Annotated in this window: 14 protein-coding genes; 8 read left to right on the top strand and 6 right to left on the bottom strand. The window is 61.5% G+C overall.

Going from position 1 to position 19,530, the window contains the following annotated elements:
• Positions 1 to 97 precede the first annotated feature (97 nt).
• Together QRN50_RS00770 and QRN50_RS00765 are read left to right on the top strand one after the other, a co-directional pair.
• Positions 98 to 760 carry a response regulator gene (locus QRN50_RS00770; protein ID WP_003406384.1) on the top strand — a complete coding sequence of 221 codons (663 nt, stop codon included), beginning with the start codon at positions 98 to 100 and terminating at the stop codon, positions 758 to 760.
• The gene (locus QRN50_RS00765; RefSeq protein WP_024652803.1) at positions 757 to 2,130 is read left to right on the top strand and encodes a sensor histidine kinase; all 1,374 of its coding nucleotides are present in this window, start codon (positions 757 to 759) and stop codon (positions 2,128 to 2,130) included. Before QRN50_RS00770 ends, QRN50_RS00765 begins: the two co-directional genes overlap by 4 nt.
• 11 nt (positions 2,131 to 2,141) lie before the next feature.
• Here the strand turns inward: QRN50_RS00765 and amaA are convergent, their stop codons facing one another.
• The gene (amaA, locus tag QRN50_RS00760; RefSeq protein WP_060400487.1) at positions 2,142 to 3,428 is read right to left on the bottom strand and encodes an L-pipecolate oxidase; all 1,287 of its coding nucleotides are present in this window, start codon (positions 3,426 to 3,428) and stop codon (positions 2,142 to 2,144) included.
• A 42-nt stretch (positions 3,429 to 3,470) separates the two neighbouring features.
• Positions 3,471 to 4,961: an L-piperidine-6-carboxylate dehydrogenase gene (gene amaB / locus QRN50_RS00755; RefSeq protein ID WP_003406390.1), complete on the bottom strand. Its 1,491-nt coding sequence runs from the start codon at positions 4,959 to 4,961 to the stop codon at positions 3,471 to 3,473.
• Between the two features lie 255 nt (positions 4,962 to 5,216).
• On the opposite strand from amaB, the gene QRN50_RS00750 reads away from it, so the two are divergent.
• The 3 genes from QRN50_RS00750 to QRN50_RS00740 all read left to right on the top strand — a co-directional run bounded on the left by QRN50_RS00750 (position 5,217) and on the right by QRN50_RS00740 (position 10,307).
• Positions 5,217 to 6,464 carry a 2-aminoadipate transaminase gene (locus QRN50_RS00750; protein ID WP_024661224.1) on the top strand — a complete coding sequence of 416 codons (1,248 nt, stop codon included), beginning with the start codon at positions 5,217 to 5,219 and terminating at the stop codon, positions 6,462 to 6,464.
• Between the two features lie 23 nt (positions 6,465 to 6,487).
• Positions 6,488 to 7,879 carry a 2-oxoadipate dioxygenase/decarboxylase HglS gene (gene hglS / locus QRN50_RS00745; protein WP_060400486.1) on the top strand — a complete coding sequence of 464 codons (1,392 nt, stop codon included), beginning with the start codon at positions 6,488 to 6,490 and terminating at the stop codon, positions 7,877 to 7,879.
• A gap of 1,099 nt (positions 7,880 to 8,978) precedes the next feature.
• Positions 8,979 to 10,307: a DUF3100 domain-containing protein gene (locus QRN50_RS00740; protein ID WP_096127482.1), complete on the top strand. Its 1,329-nt coding sequence runs from the start codon at positions 8,979 to 8,981 to the stop codon at positions 10,305 to 10,307.
• Positions 10,308 to 10,331: 24 nt separating this feature from the next.
• Here QRN50_RS00740 and QRN50_RS00735 read toward each other — a convergent pair whose 3' ends face one another.
• Positions 10,332 to 11,243: a LysR substrate-binding domain-containing protein gene (locus QRN50_RS00735; protein ID WP_003314779.1), complete on the bottom strand. Its 912-nt coding sequence runs from the start codon at positions 11,241 to 11,243 to the stop codon at positions 10,332 to 10,334.
• 129 nt (positions 11,244 to 11,372) lie between these two features.
• On the opposite strand from QRN50_RS00735, the gene QRN50_RS00730 reads away from it, so the two are divergent.
• Positions 11,373 to 12,749 carry an L-serine ammonia-lyase gene (locus tag QRN50_RS00730; RefSeq protein WP_024650715.1) on the top strand — a complete coding sequence of 459 codons (1,377 nt, stop codon included), beginning with the start codon at positions 11,373 to 11,375 and terminating at the stop codon, positions 12,747 to 12,749.
• Between the two features lie 140 nt (positions 12,750 to 12,889).
• Here the strand turns inward: QRN50_RS00730 and QRN50_RS00725 are convergent, their stop codons facing one another.
• Genes QRN50_RS00725 through QRN50_RS00715 form a run of 3 tightly spaced genes read right to left on the bottom strand, consistent with a single transcriptional unit; the run spans position 12,890 to position 16,463 of the window.
• Positions 12,890 to 14,047 carry a M20 aminoacylase family protein gene (locus QRN50_RS00725; protein ID WP_011268489.1) on the bottom strand — a complete coding sequence of 386 codons (1,158 nt, stop codon included), beginning with the start codon at positions 14,045 to 14,047 and terminating at the stop codon, positions 12,890 to 12,892.
• Positions 14,048 to 14,051: 4 nt separating this feature from the next.
• A complete protein-coding gene (locus QRN50_RS00720; protein ID WP_096127481.1) occupies positions 14,052 to 15,569 on the bottom strand; it encodes an aldehyde dehydrogenase family protein in 1,518 nt (505 codons plus the stop codon).
• 3 nt (positions 15,570 to 15,572) lie between these two features.
• The gene (locus QRN50_RS00715; RefSeq protein ID WP_003406412.1) at positions 15,573 to 16,463 is read right to left on the bottom strand and encodes an NAD(P)-dependent oxidoreductase; all 891 of its coding nucleotides are present in this window, start codon (positions 16,461 to 16,463) and stop codon (positions 15,573 to 15,575) included.
• Positions 16,464 to 16,624: 161 nt separating this feature from the next.
• Between QRN50_RS00715 and QRN50_RS00710 the strand changes: the two genes are divergently transcribed.
• Both QRN50_RS00710 and QRN50_RS00705 read left to right on the top strand, forming a co-directional pair.
• The gene (locus QRN50_RS00710; RefSeq protein ID WP_024660739.1) at positions 16,625 to 17,530 is read left to right on the top strand and encodes a LysR family transcriptional regulator; all 906 of its coding nucleotides are present in this window, start codon (positions 16,625 to 16,627) and stop codon (positions 17,528 to 17,530) included.
• Positions 17,531 to 17,634: 104 nt separating this feature from the next.
• Positions 17,635 to 18,870: a zinc-dependent alcohol dehydrogenase gene (locus tag QRN50_RS00705; RefSeq protein ID WP_011268492.1), complete on the top strand. Its 1,236-nt coding sequence runs from the start codon at positions 17,635 to 17,637 to the stop codon at positions 18,868 to 18,870.
• The last annotated feature ends 660 nt before the right edge of the window (positions 18,871 to 19,530 follow it).

Genomic DNA, 19,530 nt, shown 5'->3' with positions numbered 1-19,530 from the left:
ACAGCTCGTAACATCTTCCCGGACACACGGCACTTCGCGCTGCTGTCTGCTGACGGCATCATGGCGCCCTTCTCCCCACACTCACCGGTCAAACCCTATGCGCCTGCTTCTCGTCGAGGATGATCGAGCCATTGGTCAGGGCATCCGCGTGGCCCTGAATACCGAGGGCTATACCCTCGACTGGCTGGAGGACGGACTGAGCGCGCTGCACGCTTTGCGCAGCGAGCCATTCGACCTGTTGCTGCTCGACCTCGGCCTGCCGCGCCTGGATGGCCTGGACCTGCTGCGCCAGTTGCGCGCCGAAGCACTCACCCTGCCGGTGCTGATCCTGACCGCGCGCGACGGGACTGCCGACCGTATTGCCGGTCTGGATGCCGGTGCGGACGATTACCTGATCAAGCCATTCGACGTCGATGAACTGAAAGCCCGGGTCCGCGCCCTGCTCAGGCGCAGCCAGGGCCGTGCGCAACCGCTGCTGGAACATGCCGGCATCAGCCTCGATCCGGCGTCGCAGCAGGTCAGTTTCCAGGGCAGCGAAGTACCGATGACGCCCATGGAGTACCAGTTACTGCATCAACTGATGATCCGCCCCGGCAAGGTGGTCACCCGCGAGCGCTTGTCCAATACCCTGTACGGTTGGCAGGACAAGGTCGAAAGCAACACGCTGGAGGTACTGATTCACAACCTGCGCAAGAAACTGTCCACCGAGCTGATCCGCACCGTGCGCGGCGTCGGCTACCTGCTGGAGCTCAAGGCATGACCTCGGTACGCGCGCGCATTCTGGTCCCGGTGCTGATGCTGTTGCTGCTCGGCGACCTGACCATCAGCCTGCTCGCCCTGCGCGACAGCCATCACGAAATCGAAGAAGTCTACGACGCACAGCTGGCCCAAAGCGCGCGCCTGCTGCAAGGCGTACTGCATCAGCGCGCAGCGGGTGAACAGGACCTCGACAAGCTGTATCAGGCGTTCGATCAGGCCATGAGCCGGGTCGGCACCAGTGGCGTGGCCCATCCCTACGAAACCCGGCTGACCTTTCAGGTCTGGCGAACCTCGGGCGAGCTGCTGGTGCGCTCGGCCGAAGCGCCGCTGCTCAGCGCACCTCCGGCAACCGAAGGCTCCCATGATCTGGTCGAGAACGGCCACGAGTGGTGCGGCTTTCTCCTCGCCGATCCACAGCAAGGTTTTCTCATTTGGGTGGGTGAGCGCGATGACGTGCGCCAGGACCTGATTCAGCGCATTGTCAGTCACACGCTGTGGCCGACGCTGATCGGTGTGCCGCTGCTGGTGGTGGCGATCTGGCTGGCCATCGGCTGGGGCCTGCGCCCGCTGCAAGCGATGGCCAGAGTCATCCGCAAGCGCGATGCCGAAAGCCTCGAACCGCTTGCTGTAACGCCCCTGCCCAAAGAGCTGGAGCCCATGCAGTACGCGCTCAACCGCCTGCTGACCCAGATCGAGAGTGTGCTGGAACGCGAGCGACGCTTCATCGCTGACGCGGCGCACGAACTGCGCACACCACTGACCATCCTGCGCATCCACGCGCAGAACGCGCGCCAGGCCGAAACCCCGGAGCAACGCCTGGAAGCACTGGATTTCCTTGTGCATGGCGTCGACCGCGCCGCCCGCCTGGCCAGTCAGTTATTGACCATGGCACGCCTGGAACCGCGCCTTGAAGTCAGCCAGTTACAGACCTTCGAGCTGAACACGCTGGTACGCGAGGAAATGGCCGAACTCACGCCGCTGGCCCTGGAGAAGCGCGTCGATCTGGTGTTCGAGGAAGGCGAGAATTGCGTGATCCGCAGCGACCCGGCAGCCATCACCATTGCCCTGCAGAACCTGCTGACCAATGCGCTGAATTTCGCCCCGACCGCCAGCGAGATACGCGTCGCTCTGCACACACAGGAAGATGGCAGCGCGCACCTTTCAGTCGAAGACGCAGGGCCGGGTATCGACGAACAACAGAAGGCGCGCCTCTTCGAACGCTTTTACAGTCAGGGTCACAGCAATGGCGCAGGGCTAGGGCTGGCGATCGTCGACATGATCGTGCGCAAACTGGAAAGCAGCCTGCACCTGCGCAACTCGGCGCAGGGCGGACTGTGTGCAGAGCTGCGCATCAAGAGCAGGACGAGCTGAACCCGCTCGGTTCAAAGCACCACGCGCAGGCATTGCCCGGCGTGATACAGGGTGAAACCCGTGTCGTAGGCGAGGCTGCGCAGCGAACTGCCCGAGACCTTTTTGCCGCTTGAAAAACTCATCGGCAACGCGGTCGCATCGTTGCTCAGCAGGTAATCGGCAAAGCACTTGCCCACCAGTGTCCCGGTGGTCACCCCCCGACCATTGAAACCGGTCGCCGCCAGCAAGCCTGGCGCGGGTTCGAAAAGGCGCAACAAGTGGTCCGGCGTAAAGCCGATGCGCCCGGTCCAGGTGCTCTGCCACTCGACCCGGCCCAGTTGCGGGAAGTAATGCTGCTGGACGCGATCCGCCCACTGACGAATGAACCACAGCGGATAATTGCCGGCGTTACCCAGGCTGCCCAGCAGCAGGCGCCCGTGAGCGTCGCGACGAATGTTGCTGAGCACCGTGCGCGTATCCCACGAACCCTGCCCGCCGCGCAGAATCTGCGCCTGCTCGGCACCGCTGAGTGGCTGGGAAGCGACCTGATAGTAGTAACCCGTGAAGATATGATCCTTGATGTCGGTCCACTCGCCTTCGGTGTAGGCATTGGACGCGATGATCACTTTCTCGGCGCGCACACTGCCCGCAGCAGTAGAGACCTTCCAGCCGTCAGCGGTGCGTTGCAAGCCGTTGACAGGAGAATCGCCGAACACTTGCCCACCCTGCGCCACCACGTTGAGCGCCATGCCCGAGACATAGGCCATCGGGTTCACCGTGCCGGCGCGGTGATCGAGCAAGGCACCGCTGACCTTGTCGGTGCCACAAGCGTCTTCGCAGGGTTTGCCGGTCAGCAATTCGACGTTGGCACCGCGCCGTTGCCACTGTTCGGCACGGCTGCGCAGGTCAGCCAGACCCTTGGCGTTATGCGCCATGTGCAGGTTGCCGGTGCGCGTGTCCTGGCAATCGATGCGGTACTGGTCGATGGTCGCGAACACCAGTGCCGGTGCCGCGCCCAATGCGCCATTCAGTCGGCTGGCCTCGACGCTGCCCAGTACCTTGTCCAGTTGATCGGGCGCCACCCAGGTCCCGGCATTCACCAGACCGACGTTGCGTCCGGAACCGCCATGGCCGACCTGGTGCGCTTCGACCACGCACACCGACTTGCCGCCTTCCAGCAAGCGCAACGCCGCCGACAGACCGGTGAACCCGGCGCCAATGATGCACACGTCGGCGCTCCGCTCACCGCTCAGGGCCGGGCTGACCGGACGTTGCGGAGTCAATTGTTCCCACAGACAGCCTTGAGCAAACTGCACCATCGAAAAACTCCAGCAATGTCGGTAATAAGTGCCCGGTTCACATCAGTCGAAAACAATGCCCTGAGCCAGCGGCAACTCGCGGGAGTAGTTGACGGTGTTGGTCTGCCGGCGCATGTAGGCGCGCCACGAATCGGAGCCGGACTCGCGACCGCCACCGGTTTCCTTCTCGCCGCCAAATGCCCCGCCGATTTCGGCACCGCTGGTGCCGATATTGACGTTGGCAATCCCGCAATCGCTGCCCGCGGCACTCTGGAAAGCCTCGGCCTCACGCAGATCAGTGGTGAAAATGCACGACGACAGGCCCTGCGGTACTTCGTTGTTCAGGCGCAGGGCCTCTTCGAAGTCGTCGTAGGCCAGCACGTAGAGAATCGGCGCGAAGGTTTCGTGACGCACGACTTCGCTCTGCCCAGGCATTTCGGCAATGGCCGGCGTGACGTAATAGCCGTTCGGGTATTTGTCCTGCAACTGACGCTCGCCACCGAACACTTGCCCGCCTTCGTCGCGGGCCTTGGTCAGCGCGTTCTGCATGGCCGAAAACGCTTGCTGGTCGATCAGCGGACCGATCAGATTGCCTTCGCGCGGATCACCGACGCGCACCTTGGCGTAGGCGGCCTTGACGCGGGCGACCACTTCGTCCTTGATCGAACGGTGCACAATCAGGCGGCGCAACGTGGTGCAACGCTGACCGGCGGTGCCTACCGCACTGAACAGAATGCCGCGCACGGCCAGGTCCAGATCGGCGCTGGGGGCCAGAATCATCGCGTTGTTGCCGCCCAGTTCCAGAATGCTGCGCCCGAAACGCGCGGCGACACGCGGCCCGACTTCACGGCCCATGCGAGTGCTGCCGGTGGCGCTGATCAGTGGCACGCGCGGGTCATCGACCAGCGCTTCACCGGCATCACGATCACCGATGACCAATTGCGCCAGTGCTGCGGGTGCATCACCGAAAATCTTCAGCGCCTTGTCAAACAGTGCCTGACAGGCCAGTGCCGTCAGCGGAGTCTTTTCCGAAGGCTTCCAGATCACCGGGTTGCCACAGACCAGCGCCAGCGTGGTGTTCCAGGCCCAGACTGCGACCGGGAAGTTGAACGCGCTGATCACGCCGACCACACCCAGCGGGTGCCAGGTTTCGCGCATGTGATGACCGGGACGCTCGGAGGCAATGGTCAGACCGTACAGCTGACGCGACAGACCGACGGCGAAGTCGCAGATGTCGATCATTTCCTGCACTTCACCCAGACCTTCCTGAGTGATCTTGCCAGCCTCGACCGACACCAGTTCGCCCAGATCAGCCTTATGCTCACGCAGTACTTCACCAAAGATCCGCACCAGCTCGCCACGCCGTGGGGCCGGTACTGTGCGCCACTTCAGAAACGCGCTGTGGGCGCTGTCGATACGCGCTACGACCTGTGCCTTGCCTTCAAGCGTGACCGAGGCAATCCGGCTGCCATCAATCGGGGTGTAAACCGGATAGTCCCCTTGGGTGTGGGCACTGTTCGCCACGCCCAGACGTGCTAGTAACTCGGCAACCATGTTGATTCTCCTGTCATGAAACCACGGTGGAAATCATCGATGAGCTCAGTATCAAGCCACTCGGGGCTGACCTACAAACGACGTTTTTGAAAAACATAATTCCTTTTAGGAATGAACTTTTGATCATTAGCAGCCAGAAAGACCACTACATTGGGAATTATTGGAATGACCCGGTGATTTTATTTCGTTTGCGAGCGGTGCCCGATGTTTGTTTGGATAAGGCCATCATGATCACCCGGAGTCGGGGCCAGACCGATGAGCGAACACATCAGCGAATCCATTTCGTTTGTCCACAACATGACGCTGTCCCACGGCCGCAACGCTGAAGTCTGGGACACCGCCGGCAAGCGCTACATCGACTTTGTCGGCGGCATCGGGGTGCTCAATCTGGGGCATTGCAACCCGCAAGTGGTCACGGCCATTCAGGACCAGGCGGCAAAACTGACCCACTATTGCTTCAACGCCACGCCTCACGACCCGTACATCCGCTTCATGCAGCAGCTCACGCAGTTCGTACCGGTCAGTTATCCCCTCAGCGGCATGCTCACCAACAGCGGTGCCGAAGCAGCCGAAAATGCCCTGAAGATCGTACGCGGCGCCACAGGGCGCACGGCGGTCATCGCCTTCGACGGTGGCTTTCATGGCCGCACGCTGGCGACCCTCAACCTCAACGGCAAGGTGGCACCCTATAAACAGAAAGTCGGCGTGCTGCCCGGCCCGGTCTTTCACGTTCCGTTCCCCAGCAAGGACAACGGCGTGTCCACCGAGCAGGCGCTCAAGGCCATGGACCGGCTGTTCAGCGTCGAGATCGACGTCAACGACGTGGGCTGCATCATCTTCGAGCCGGTGCAGGGCGAAGGCGGTTTTCTGGCCATGCAGCCGGACTTTGCCCAGGCATTGCGAGCGTTCTGCGATAAACACGGCATCGTACTGATCGCCGATGAGATCCAGTCCGGCTTCGGCCGTACCGGGCAGCGTTTTGCGTTCAGCCGTCTGGGCATCGAACCGGATCTGATTCTGCTGGGCAAAAGCATTGCGGGCGGCATCCCGCTGGGCGCGGTGGTGGGTCGCAAGCCGTTGCTGGACAACCTGCCCAAGGGCGGCCTGGGCGGCACCTATTCCGGCAACCCGATTGGCTGCGCAGCGGGCCTCGCGTCACTGGCGCAGATGACCGATGCCAACCTTTCCAGCTGGGGCGAGCAGCAGGAGCGCGCCATCGTTTCACGCTATGAAGCCTGGCGGGCGAGCAAACTGTCGCCGTATCTGGGCAGGCTGACCGGGGTCGGCTGCATGCGCGGTATCGAACTGATCACGCCGGAGGGCGAGCCCGGCACCCGACCGCTCGCCGAACTGCTGAGCTCAGCGAGGAACGCCGGGCTGCTGCTGATGCCCAGTGGCAAATCGCGGCACATTATCCGCCTGCTGATCCCGCTGACCATCGAACCCGACGTGCTGCACGAAGGGCTGGATATTTTCGAGCGCTGCCTGGCAGCGCTGGCTTGAACCCGTACGGAGAAAACACCCTGATGAGCACAGCACGCTTTGCCGACCCGGACCAGATCCGCGCGGGCTTTTCTCGCGCCATGTCGCAGATGTACAAGCACGAAGTGCCGCTGTACGGCACGCTGATGGCGCTGGTGAGTGAAGTCAACGAACAGGTCATGAGCCATGACAGCAGTGTGCTGGACAGCCTGCGCCAGACCGGTGAAATCCAGCGCCTGGACATGGAACGGCACGGTGCGATCCGCGTCGGCACGGCACAGGAACTGGCCACCCTCGCCCGCCTGTTCGCGGTCATGGGCATGCAGCCGGTGGGTTACTACGACCTGAGCGCGGCCGGCGTGCCGGTTCACTCCACCGCCTTTCGCGCCGTGCATGAGCAGGCGCTGCAGGTCAGTCCGTTTCGGGTGTTCACCTCGTTGCTGCGTCTGGAACTGATCGAAAGCGACAGCCTGCGTGAGTTCGCCAGTCAGGTGCTGGGCAAACGCAGTATCTTCACGCCCGGCGCCCTGGCGTTGATCGAGAAGCATGAAGCAGACGGCGGCTTGAGCGAAGCCGATGCGGCCGAGTTCATTCAGCAGGCGCTGGAAACCTTTCGCTGGCACAACACGGCGACCGTTTCGCTGGACGACTATCAGAAGCTGAACACTCAGCATCGCCTGATCGCTGATGTGGTGGCGTTTCGCGGCCCGCACATCAACCACCTGACGCCTCGCACGCTGGACATCGATGCGGTTCAGGCCGGCATGCCCGGCAAGGGCATCACCCCCAAAGCGGTGGTTGAAGGGCCGCCACGTCGCCAGTGCCCGATTCTGCTGCGCCAGACCAGCTTCAAGGCGCTGGAAGAACCGATTGCCTTCATCGGCCAAGGTGGCAGTCGGTCGGGCAGCCACTCGGCACGCTTCGGCGAGATCGAACAGCGTGGCGCCGCACTGACGCCCAAAGGCCGCGAGCTGTATGACCGGCTGTTGAGCGAAGCCCGCGACGCGCTGGGCGAGTTCCCCAATGAGGCCAATGCCGTGCGCTATGCCGGGCTGCTGGAAGAGACGTTCAAGGCGTTCCCGGACAGCCACGCTGAAATGCGCAGGCAGGGTCTGGCCTACTTCCGCTATTTCCCGACCGAATCAGGCATTGCCGAGCGCGCACCCGGCAGTCTGGAGCAGCTTGTCGAAGCCGGTCATGTGCGCTTCGAGCCACTGGTGTACGAAGACTTTTTGCCGGTCAGCGCGGCGGGTATCTTCCAGTCCAACCTGGGCGATAACGCACAGGCGCATTACGCGACGAATTCGAATCAGCAGGATTTCGAGCGGGCGCTGGGACGCGGGACGCTTAACGAACTGGACCTGTATGCCGATACCCAGCGGCGCTCCCTGGAGGAATGCGCCAAGGCGCTGGAGCTGAGCAGTCCCGCCTGCTAATTAGTGAGAGCGAGCTTGCTCGCGAAGACGATGTTTCAGGCGATGCATTTTGGCGCCCATACCGACTTTTTCGCGAACAAGTTCGCTCCTACGGCCTTCGGCCAGAATCAAACGCGCACTTGTGTATAACGATGAGCGCTCTGCGTCACATTCCCGGTTCGCTACCCCTTGGGCAAAAGGCCGTTTTGATTCTGCCCAACGGGCGTAGGAGCGGACTTGTCCGCGAAGGGGCCGCAAGCCTTCCCGAAAATATATCGCCTGAAAAATCGTCTTCGCGAACAAGTTCGCTCCTACGGCCTTCGGCCAGAATTAAAAGCGCACTTGCGCATAATGATGAGCGCTCTGCGTCACATTCCCGGTTCGCTACCCCTTTGGCAAAAGGCCGTTTTGATTCTGCCCAACGGGCGTAGGAGCGGACTTGTCCGCGAAGGGGCCGCAAGCCTTCCCGAGAATGTATCGCCTGAAACATCGTCTTCGCGAACGAGTTCGCTCCTACGGCCTTCGGCCAGAATCAAAAGCGGACTTGTGCATAACGATGAGCGCTCTGCGTCACATTCCCGGTTCGCTCCCCCTTGGGCAAAAGGCCGTTTTGATTCTGCCCAACGGGCGTAGGAGCGGACTTGTCCGCGAAGGGGCCGCAAGCCTTCCCGAGAATGTATCGCCTGAAACATCGTCTTCGCGAACGAGTTCGCTCCTACGGCCTCCGGCCAGAATCAAAAGCGGACTTGTGCATAATGATGAGCGCTCTGCGTCACATTCCGGGGCGTTCTGTGTTCTGTTTAAAGCAACGATAAATAAAATTCGCAATATTGGTGTGCAACCTCGCGCTATGCATACTGCGATTGCGTGTGGACAGCAAAGTGCCGTATTCAAAGGCTCATCCCTTCAAATAGCGCACCCTGTGATCCCCTTGCGAAGGCTCGAAGCAGCCTGGGTCTGGATCACATTCAGACCTCATAAAAATACCTGGCCGGATAACGGTCTCCATGACTTCATGGACTTTCCAACGCTGCCCTGGCGCTTCACCGCGCCGACCTGAAAAACAGAATAACGATTGATAAGGCCTGAAAAAGGTCATTCAGCAGGCAAGGGGATCATCATGCAAAACTCACACGCTGCAGTGTCGGGTGACAATCAGGCCGTTTCATCGACGGTGAAACTGTATGTCTGGGCCGCCATTATCCTCACCATTGCTGAAATGATCGGTGCAGTCAGTATTCCGCTGGGCCCCGGCAAGGTGGTGCTGTTGCCGATGGTCTGGGCGCTGCTGCTGGGCGCGATGATCGGCCTTGCCAGCCGTCGTATGCCGGGCACCATTGGCATCGACCACGGCACGCAATTGCGCTCGGCCTCCATCCTGCAACCTGCCCTGCTGCTGTTCATCGCCAAGCTCGGTCTGGTGGTCGGTGGCTCGCTGCCGGTGGTGTTCGCTTCCGGGTGGGCGCTGATGTTTCAGGAGTTCGGCCACTTCGTCGGTACCGTGATGCTCGGTCTGCCGGTGGCGTTGATGCTCGGTATCAAGCGCGAAGCCATTGGTGCGACCTTCTCGGTCGGCCGTGAGCCGAGCCTGGCAATCATCGGCGAGCGTTATGGCATGGACTCACCGGAAGGTCGCGGCGTATTGGCCGAGTACCTGACGGGCACCCTGTTCGGCGCGCTGTTCATCGCGATCGTCGCCGGGTTTATCGCCAGCCTGGGAATCTTCCATCCCAACTCGCTGGCGATGGGCTCAGGCATCGGCTCGGGCAGCATGATGGCCGCCGCTGCCGGGGCGATTGCCGCGCAACAGACACCGGAAGTCGCCAAGGAAGTCATGACCCTGGCAGCAGCCTCGAACCTGATCACCACCACCATCGGCACCTACTTCACCCTGTTCATCTCCCTGCCCCTGGCGGTCTGGGGCTATCGTGTGCTCGAGCCGCTGATCGGCCGTACCACCAAAGCCTCCATGAGCGAGGAAGGCCTGCGCCACAGCGACGTGTCGCTGGAGGTGCCGGAACTGGGCTGGTCGGGCAAGATCAGTGCCTGGCTGGCGGCGGGGGCACTGGCGCTGATTGCCAACTATGTCGGCTACAAGACACTGTCAGGCGATGCCTTCACCGGCATGGGCATTATGATTTTCTGTGCCTTCGCCGGTGAGGTGCTGTGCAACCTGCTGCGCCGCAAGATCCCGGCGGTGTGCATGGTGTCGCTGGTAGCGATGTTCCTGACGTCGCCGGCCTGCCCCTGGGCCGCCGAGATTGCGCGGATCACCGGCTCGATCAACCTGCTGGCGGTCATCACCCCGATGCTGACCTTCGCCGGCCTGTCGATTGCCAAGGACCTCCCGGCCTTCCGCCGCCTGGGCTGGCGGATTGTGCTGGTGTCGTTCCTCGCCAACTTCGGTACGTTCATCGGCGCGGTATTGATCGCCGAGCTGTTCCATTGATCCGCATCGCCTGATTCGGCGCAGTCAGCCAAGCGCCTCGTTCACCAGCCAGTCATGCACTGCGCGACGTGACGGGGTGCTGAGCGCCCCTTCACGATAGGCCAGCACGTATTTCTTTCTGGCCTTGATAGGATGACCGAACGGCACGATCAACAAGCCCTGCTCCAGCTCATCGGTGATCAGCGCCTTGCGCGCAATAGCCACACCCATGCCCATACGCGCGGCGTCGATGGTCAGGTGATTACGGTTGAACGTGTGGCCGCGACGCACGTCAATGCCATCGGCACCGATGGCCGTCAGGTAGAACTCCCACTCCGCATACTCATAGCTGCCGCGCCAGGCAGTGATGTCGTGCAACAACGGAAAGTGCACCAGCTGACTGGGCGTATCCAGCGGTGGCTTGCCCACCAGCAGGTCTGGCGAGCAGACCGCGAACAGCTCCTCCTCCAGCAAGGGCGTAGTCGACAACCCCGGATAGCTGCCGTCGTTCAGGTCGATGGCCAGATCGAAATCGTCATCACGCAACGAGCCGCTGCTGTCCTCGGCAATGATCCGCAACTGGATGTCCGGAAACGCCGCCTGCAGGCGTGGCAGGCGCGGCATCAGCCATTTGCTCAGGAATGATGGAATGCAGCGCAGCTTGAACACCCCGCCGATACGCCCGGAATACAGCAGGCGCAGTTCTTCGCTGATACGGCTCTGCACTTCGTTGGCGACCACCGCCAGACGCTGACCTTCAGCGGTCAGCTCAAGCCCGCGCCCGACCCGGTGAAACAGCGCAAAGCCCAGGCGCTCTTCGAGCTGGCGCATCTGCTGGCTGATCGCGCCGGGGGTGACGTGCAATTCTTCCGCGCAGCGGGTGAAGGACAGGTGACGGGCCGCGCAGGCGAACACCTGTAGCCAGGCGTGCATCTGTGCGTTGAAGATTCTGCTCATTGAAGAGTTCCGCTAAAGCGTTGCATAGCAACAATCGTTTGTCGTTTCGACAGCCGAAGCCAAAGATGAGTAACAGAAAAAGGGGAATACCAAATTCCCGTGCATCATCTCACCTGAAGGACCTTCGTGATGGCTATCAGCGTCTTCGACATGTTCAAAATCGGCATCGGGCCGTCCAGTTCCCACACCGTCGGGCCAATGCGCGCCGGTGCGCTGTTCGTGACCGAGCTGCGCAACCACAACCGGTTGCACAGCGTAGAACGGATCGAGGTGCGATTGTACGGTTCTCTATCGGCCACGGGCATTGGTCACGGCAGCGATCGCGCAACGGTCATGGGCCTGATGGGCGAATGGCCGGACCAGATCGACCCCAGCCAGGTCAACCAGCGCATCGACACGCTGCGTGCCGATAACCAGCTGATGCTGGCGGGCGAACAGGCCATCACCTTCGTCTGGGAGCGGGACATGTGCCTGCTCGATGAAAGCCTCCCCTACCATCCCAACGGCATGACCCTGTGTGCCTACGGCAAGAACGGCGAACTCCACGAGCAGACCTACTATTCGGTGGGCGGCGGCTTTGTGATCGACGCCGAACAGGCCGCCAGCGGCGTGCTGGACAACGACACAACCGTCCTGCCCTATGATTTTTTCAGTGGCGCGCAGTTGCTCAAGCTGTGCAAGACCCACGGCATGAGCATTTCCGAGCTGATGATGGCCAATGAAAAGGTCTGGCGCAGCGAGGAGGAAATCCGCGAGAAAATCATGGTGATCTGGGCCGCGATGCGCGCCTGCGTCGACAAGGGCCTGGTGGAAACCGGCATCCTGCCCGGTGGCCTGAACGTGCGGCGGCGTGCCTACCGCCTGCATCAGAACCTGCAGAACCTGGATAACCCCAACGTGATCGGCTCGACCCTGAGCGCCATGGAATGGGTCAACCTGTTCGCCCTCGCAGTCAACGAAGAAAACGCCGCAGGCGGGCGCATGGTGACCGCGCCCACCAACGGCGCAGCTGGCATCGTGCCCGCCGTGCTGCATTACTTCATGAAATTCAAGCCCACGGCCAATGACGATGACGTGGTGCGCTTTTTCCTGAGCGCCGCCGCGGTCGGCATTCTGTGCAAGAAAAACGCCTCGATTTCCGGTGCCGAGGTCGGTTGTCAGGGCGAGGTAGGATCGGCCTGCGCAATGGCCGCCGCCGGTCTGGCGGAGATCCTCGGCGCGACGCCCGAGCAGGTAGAGAACGCTGCCGAGATTGGCCTGGAGCATAATCTGGGGCTGACCTGCGACCCGGTCGGCGGGCTGGTGCAGATCCCCTGCATCGAGCGCAATGCGATTGCTGCCGTAAAGGCGATCAATGCCGCCCAGATGGCCCTGCGCGGCGACGGCGAGCACCACATATCGCTGGACCATGCCATCCGCACCATGCGTGACACCGGCGCCGACATGCACGACAAATACAAGGAAACCTCACGCGGCGGGCTGGCGGTCAACCTGATCGAGTGCTGACAGACATCCACCGGCGTCGCGACGTATTCGAGAGCGTTCGGGGCGGTACATCCCCTGCGGAGGTACCGTCCTTTTCGCGAACCGCGTCGCTCCTATGACCTACGGCCAGCATCAAAGGCAGGCGTAAGCGCGAGAGCCATTCAAGCCACCGGCAAACACTGCTCCACCAGCGAGGTCCAGACCGCAACGCCGGGCTCAATCACCTGGTCGTTGAAGTCGTAGTACGGGTTGTGCAAAGCCGCCGACGGCTTCTCGCCGTCGACGCCCATCCAGATGTAAGCACCGGGGCAGGCATGCAGCATGAAGGCGAAGTCTTCAGAGGCCATCGACGGGTTGCAGCCCCACTGCACGTTGGCCTCGCCGACTGCGGCGACTGCTGCGCGACGGATCGTGGCAGCCGCTTCGACGTGGTTTTCGGTCACCGGGTAGCCGACGTTGTAGACCAGCTCGCCGCGCACGCCGAAGGCTGTCGGCAAACGCTCGACGAACTCGCCGATCAGTTGCTGAACCTTTTCGCGCACAGGGGTTTGCAGGCAGCGCACGGTGCCACGCAACGTGGCGGTTTCCGGGATCACGTTGATCGCCTCGCCGGCATTGAACTGAGTGATGCTGACCACCGCCGAATCGAGCGGCGACAGGCGCCGGGAGACAATGGTTTGCAGCCCCAGCACCAGCTCGGCCGCGGCCACGATCGGATCATTGCCCTTGTCCGGCATGGCCGCGTGGCTGCCTTTGCCGGTCAGGGTGATTTCAAAGGTGTCGAGCGACGCCATCATCGGCCCCGGATTGATCACCACCTTGCCCGCAGGCACGCCCGGCCAGTTGTGCAGGCCGTAGATGGCTTCCATCGGAAAGCGTTCGAACAGCCCGTCTTCGATCATTCGCTGTGCGCCGCCGAGGTTCTCTTCGGCAGGCTGGAAGACGAAATGCACCGTGCCGCGAAAGCGCCGAGTCTCGGCCAGATGCCTCGCGGTGGCCAGCAGGATAGCGGTGTGGCCATCATGGCCGCAGGCGTGCATGCAGCCCTTGTGGGTCGACTTGTGAACGCTGTCGCCCAGCTCCTGAATCGGCAAGGCATCCATGTCGGCACGCAGGCCGATGGTCGGACCGTCACCATTACGCAGGGTGCCAACCACGCCAGTGCCGCCCAGCCCACGGTGAATCTCGATGCCGAAACCGCTCAGCAACTCAGCCACCTTGTCAGAGGTTTTCAGCTCCTGAAACCCCAGTTCCGGCGCGGCATGGAGGGTGCGGCGCCACACAGTTGCTTCGTCAATCAACGTCTTTGAAATGGACATGTGCTTACTCCAGACTCGCGCCGTAGCCAAAGCTGGCGGCTGGCTTGGCGGCGGTTTCGACCCAGACGCTTTTCACTTCACTGTACTCGCGCAGGGCATCCAGACCGGAAGACCGGCCATAACCACTCTCACCATAGCCGCCGAACGGCGAACTGACGTGAATAGTCTTATAACCGTTGACCCAGAAGGTCCCGGCCCGCACTTGTCTGGCAACGCGGTGAGCGCGGCCGACATCGCGGGTCCAGACACCACCGGCCAGGCCGAAACGGCTGTCGTTGGCGATGCGGATCGCGTCCTCTTCGTCTTTGAATGGAATCGCCACCACCACCGGGCCGAAGATTTCTTCCTGCGCGCAGTACAGCGCGTTGGTGCCTGCCAGGACGGTCGGATTGATGTAGTAACCGGGTTTTTCCGGGATCGGATCAGCGTGCTCGCCCACCAGCTTCGCGCCGTCTTTGAGCGCCTGCTCGACCATGTTTTTCACGTGGTTGTATTGCTTGGCGTTGTTGATCGGGCCGATCTGGGTTTCCGGATCGCTCGGGTCACCAACCTTGAACTGCGTCGCAGCCACCGCCAGGGCATTGGTGAACTTCTCGAAGATCGATTCCTGCACCAGCAGCCGCGAACCGGACACACAGCTCTGCCCGGCACCGGAAAAGATCGCGGCCTGGGCACCGCGCAAGGCGACTTCCAGGTCGGCGTCGTCGAACACGATGTTGGCCGACTTGCCGCCCAGCTCCAGAACCGCAGGAATGCAACGCTGCGCCGCTGCCACGGCGATATGCCGGCCAGTGGCTGGCGAGCCGACGAACACCACCTTGCGAATGTCAGCCTTGGCGATGAACGCCTGGCCGATGGAATGACCGAAACCGGCAATCACGTTGACCAGCCCTTTCGGCACGCCGGCCCGCTCGATCAGCACGCCGACCATCAGCGAGCTGAGCGGGGTCAGCTCCGACGGTTTGAGAATGACCGCGTTGCCCGCTGCAATCGCCGGGGCGATCTGCCAGCCACAGGTGAAGATCGGCGCATTCCAGGGCGTAATCTGCAACACCGTGCCCAGCGGTTCGTAGGTCACATAGTTCAGATGCGTGGTCGGCACCGGGATGATCTCGCCGTGCAGCTTGTCCGCCCAACCAGCGTAATACTCGAACATCTCGGCCACTTTGAGCACTTCGACGCGGGCGTCACGGATCGGCTTGTTGGCGGTCAGGGATTCGATCTGCGCGAGGTTTTCCAGCTCGTCACGAATCAGATTGCCCACCTGATACATGGCACGGCCACGCGCCTGAGCAGTCAGCGCCCACCATTGTTGTTGCGCAGCCCTGGCAGCCTTGTCGGCCACTTCAACCAACGACTCGTCGGCGTCCGGGAAACTCAGCAGCAGGCTGTCGTCATGGGCATTGCGCACTTCGACGGGCGCGCCGTGACCTTCGATGAACTGGCCGCCGACGTAACTGGCGATGACACTGCGATCGCCCCAGTAAGGACGCATCAGTTCGAGGATTTTTGCAGTGCTCATCGCTTATTCTCCATGACCGTAAAGTTTGCCATCGGTGCGTTGCACGATGGCGCAGAAGTCTTCGTTGTCCGCCAGGGTTTCACTGCTGGCCTGCCACAACTGCGCGACGACGCGCGACAGCGGCAGGTCCATGTCCAGGCTGTCCGCCAGATCGCTGGCCAGGCCGACGTCCTTGCGCATCAGGCCCATGGTGAAGCCGGAGTCATAGGCCTTGTTGAGTACCCAGGTCGGGAACATCACTTGCGTGGCACCGCTGCGTCCGGAACCGGCATTCAGACCCTGCAGAAGTTTTTCCGGATCGACCCCTGCACGCGCGGCCATCGCCACGGCTTCGGCAGTGCTGATCAGGTGACAGGCGGCGAGCATGTTGTTGGCGATCTTGGCCACGTTCCCTGCGCCACATTGCCCGACGTGCACACGTGTCCCGCTCATGCCTTCCAGGACCGGCATGGCGCGCGCCAGGTCAGCATCCTCGGCACCGATCACCATCGACATGCTGCCGGTGGCAGCGCCTTTCGGGCCGCCAGACACCGGCGCGTCGATGAAGGCGATGCCGTTCTTCGCCAGTTCGGCGGCGACCTTGCGGCTCATTTCCGGCGTCGACGTCGTGGTATCGACGACGATAAGGCCCTTGCGCCCCACCTCGTTGATGCCACCCGCGCCGAGGCACACCGACTCCACGTGCTCGGCCTTGGGCAGCGAGAGGATCAGAATGTCCACGCCTTGAATCAGTTGCGTGCGATCGGCAACCGGCTTGACGCCCTTGCTTTCGGCCTGGGCCAGCGCGGCCTGCGACAGGTCGAAGCCGCTGACATCAAAGCCCTTGCCGGCCAGCGTGGCCGCCATGCCGCCGCCCATGTTGCCCAGTCCGATCACACCTGCTTTCAAAGTCATGTCTGCATCCCGATCAAAGATTTTGTACGAATTAGAGGATGACGCTGCGGGCCCCTGCGGCCGGCAATGTGCTGGTGATTCGAGTATGGACAGCGCTCTCCCCTCTCAGCAATAATCCAAAAATCGAATTTATGTTGCCTTTAGCGCAACACTGGAAGCCCATGAGCCTCGTTCAAGATCGACGCATCCTGTACTTTTTCGAAGCCGTACGATTGGGCAGCGTCCGGGCTGCCGCCGACTTCCTCAACGTTGCGCCTTCGGCGGTGAGCCGCCAGATCGCGCAACTGGAACAGGAGCTGGGTTCCCCCCTGCTGGAGCGCCATCGACGCGGCGTCAAACCGACCGAGGCGGGCGACAAGGTGCTGGCCTATTACCGCCAGCGACTGACGCAGCAGGAGGTCCTGCTGGATTCGATTCAGGCGCTGAAAGGCTTGCACAGCGGCTCGGTGACGCTGGTCTCCGGGGAGGGTTTTCTGGAAAGTCTCGCGCAGCCGCTGGCCCGGTTTTCCGAGCTGTACCCCAGGATCGAACTGATCGTGAACGTCTGCGGCAGCAACGAGGTGATTCGCCAGGTGGTCGAGGATGAAGCGCACATCGGTCTGGTCTTCAACCCGGCTGCCGACCCGAAAATCCGTTCGCATGCGCATCAGCGTCAACCGGTCTGTGTGATCACTGCGCCTGATCATCCGCTGACCGACGAACCAGGCCCGATACAGCTGCGGGCACTTGAGGACTACCGTGTCGCCCTGCCTGCGGTGTCTTACGGTATCCGCCAGATTCTGCTGCAAGCCGAGCACCAGCTGGGCATCACCGTGCAGCCGACGCTGACCTGCAGCACCTTCGCGATGCTCAAGCATTTCGCCATGCAAGGGGGCGTCACGCTGCTGCCGACCTTTGTCGTGGAGGAAGAGATAAAAGCCGGCACATTGCGTGCCCTGCCCTTGCAGCATGAGGTGTTCAGCAGCCCGCAAACCCACCTGATCAGCCGCCTGGGCCGTCAACTGAGCGTTGGTGCCAACCGCCTGATGGGCATGCTGTTGCAGGATATGACAGCGTTCCGCAACTGACCTACCGTTAGTCCGCGCGTCAAGCAATCGCGCTGAACCAACAAAAAGCTCATGGTTCATCTTCAGTAACGGAGCGGAATTCCTGCTGCCACTGAGGATTGATCATGAGAGCTTTGACTTACCACGGCGCGAACAGTGTAAAAGTCGATACAGTGCCGGACCCTGTGATCGAGCAAGCGGATGACATCATTCTGCGCGTAACGGCGACCGCTATCTGCGGTTCCGACCTGCACTTGTATCGCGGCAAAATCCCTACGGTTGAACACGGCGACATCTTCGGTCACGAGTTCATGGGCGTCGTTGAAGAGACCGGCTCGGCCGTCACGGCTGTAGCCAAAGGCGATCGCGTGGTGATCCCGTTCGTCATCGCCTGCGGCAGCTGCTTTTTCTGCAACCTCGACCAGTTCGCGGCCTGCGAAACCACCAACACCGGACGTGGCGCGATTCTCAACAAAAAGTCGATTCCACCAGGGGCGGCGCTGTTCGGCTTCAGCCATCTGTATGGCGGCGTTCCGGGCGGCCAGGCTGAATACGTGCGAGTGCCCAAGGCCAACGTTGGTCCGTTCAAGGTGCCAGGCACGCTGGCTGACGAGAAGGTTCTGTTCCTCTCCGATATTCTCCCCACCGCCTGGCAGGCTGTACTCAACGCCGGGATTGGCCAGGGTTCGACGGTTGCCATTTACGGTGCTGGCCCGGTCGGCCTGATGAGCGCGGCGTGCGCAAAAATGCTCGGTGCGGAAAAGATCTTCATGGTCGATCACCATCCGTATCGTCTGGCCTATGCGCAGAAAACTTACGGCGTGATCCCGATCAATTTTGATGAAGACGATGATCCGGCTGACACGATCATTCGCCAGACCGCCGGCATGCGCGGGGTGGATGGCGTAATCGACGCGGTGGGTTTCGAGGCCAAGGGCAGCACCACGGAAACCATTCTGGCAACGCTAAAGCTGGAAGGCAGCAGCGGCAAGGCATTGCGTCAGTGCATCGCAGCAGTACGCCGCGGCGGCGTGGTCAGTGTGCCAGGGGTATATGCCGGGTTCATCCATGGCTTCATGTTCGGCGATGCGTTCGACAAGGGCCTGACCTTCAAAATGGGCCAGACCCACGTGCATCGCTTCATGCCTGAATTGCTGGAACACATCGAGGCCGGCCGCCTGGAACCCGAAGCCATCATCACGCACCGGATGTCACTGGAAGATGCCGCAAAGGGCTACAAGCTGTTCGACAAGAAGGAAGAGGATTGCCGCAAGGTTATCCTGACGCCTGGCAACAACACCATTGTGGTGCCGGACGACACGACCGAAGCCCTGGTCGGGGGTGGCGTGCCGGCTATGTAAGGTACGGGTTCGCCTTTGATTCTGGCCTAAGGCCGCAGGAGCGAACGTGTTCGGGAACGGTATTGCAGACGATGTATGTTCATCGTTCATGCCACCCCTTTCGCGAACAAGTTCGCTCCTACGCCCTGCGGGCAGAAGCTTGAAAACGGTGTTTCAGACGATGTATGTTCATCGTTCATGCCACCCCTTTCGCGAACACGTTCGCTCCTACGCCCTGCGGGCAGAAGCTTGAAAACGGTGTTTCAGACGATGTATGTTCATCGTTCATGCCGCCCCTTTCGCGAACACGTTCGCTCCTACGCCCTGCGGGCAGAAGCTTGAAAACGGTGTTTCAGACGATGTATGTTCATCGTTCATGCCGCCCCTTTCGCGAACACGTTCGCTCCTACGCCCTGCGGGCAGAAGCTTGAAAACGGTGTTTCAGACGATGTATGTTCATCGTTCATACCGCCCCTTTCGCGAACACGTTCGCTCCTACGCCCTCCGGGCAGAAGCCTGAAAATGGTGTTTCAGACGATATATGTTCATCGTTCATACCGCCCCCTTCGCGAACAAGTTCGCTCCTACGCCCTGCGGGCAGAAGCCTGAAAACGGTGTTTCAGACAATGTATGTTCATCGTTCATGCCGCCCCTTTCGCGAACACGTTCGCTCCTACGCCC

The organism is Pseudomonas sp. MEJ108, assembly GCF_030208985.1.
GTDB classification, from domain to species: Bacteria; Pseudomonadota; Gammaproteobacteria; order Pseudomonadales; family Pseudomonadaceae; genus Aquipseudomonas; species Aquipseudomonas fragariae.
The sequence above is the reverse complement of the archived record's forward strand: the minus strand, read 5'-3'. Positions and strand labels throughout refer to the sequence as shown.

Bases quoted from the DNA above. Each gene is read 5' to 3' on its own strand.
- amaB (WP_003406390.1), bottom strand. From the start codon at position 4,961: ATGGTTGCCGAGTTACTAGCACGTCTGGGCGTGGCGAACAGTGCCCAC.
- QRN50_RS00730 (WP_024650715.1), top strand. From the start codon at position 11,373: ATGGCTATCAGCGTCTTCGACATGTTCAAAATCGGCATCGGGCCGTCC.
- QRN50_RS00715 (WP_003406412.1), bottom strand. From the start codon at position 16,463: ATGACTTTGAAAGCAGGTGTGATCGGACTGGGCAACATGGGCGGCGGC.
- QRN50_RS00720 (WP_096127481.1), bottom strand. From the start codon at position 15,569: ATGAGCACTGCAAAAATCCTCGAACTGATGCGTCCTTACTGGGGCGAT.
- QRN50_RS00735 (WP_003314779.1), bottom strand. From the start codon at position 11,243: ATGAGCAGAATCTTCAACGCACAGATGCACGCCTGGCTACAGGTGTTC.
- QRN50_RS00725 (WP_011268489.1), bottom strand. From the start codon at position 14,047: ATGTCCATTTCAAAGACGTTGATTGACGAAGCAACTGTGTGGCGCCGC.
- QRN50_RS00770 (WP_003406384.1), top strand. From the start codon at position 98: ATGCGCCTGCTTCTCGTCGAGGATGATCGAGCCATTGGTCAGGGCATC.
- QRN50_RS00740 (WP_096127482.1), top strand. From the start codon at position 8,979: ATGCAAAACTCACACGCTGCAGTGTCGGGTGACAATCAGGCCGTTTCA.
- QRN50_RS00765 (WP_024652803.1), top strand. From the start codon at position 757: ATGACCTCGGTACGCGCGCGCATTCTGGTCCCGGTGCTGATGCTGTTG.
- amaA (WP_060400487.1), bottom strand. From the start codon at position 3,428: ATGGTGCAGTTTGCTCAAGGCTGTCTGTGGGAACAATTGACTCCGCAA.
- QRN50_RS00750 (WP_024661224.1), top strand. From the start codon at position 5,217: ATGAGCGAACACATCAGCGAATCCATTTCGTTTGTCCACAACATGACG.
- hglS (WP_060400486.1), top strand. From the start codon at position 6,488: ATGAGCACAGCACGCTTTGCCGACCCGGACCAGATCCGCGCGGGCTTT.
- QRN50_RS00705 (WP_011268492.1), top strand. From the start codon at position 17,635: ATGAGAGCTTTGACTTACCACGGCGCGAACAGTGTAAAAGTCGATACA.
- QRN50_RS00710 (WP_024660739.1), top strand. From the start codon at position 16,625: ATGAGCCTCGTTCAAGATCGACGCATCCTGTACTTTTTCGAAGCCGTA.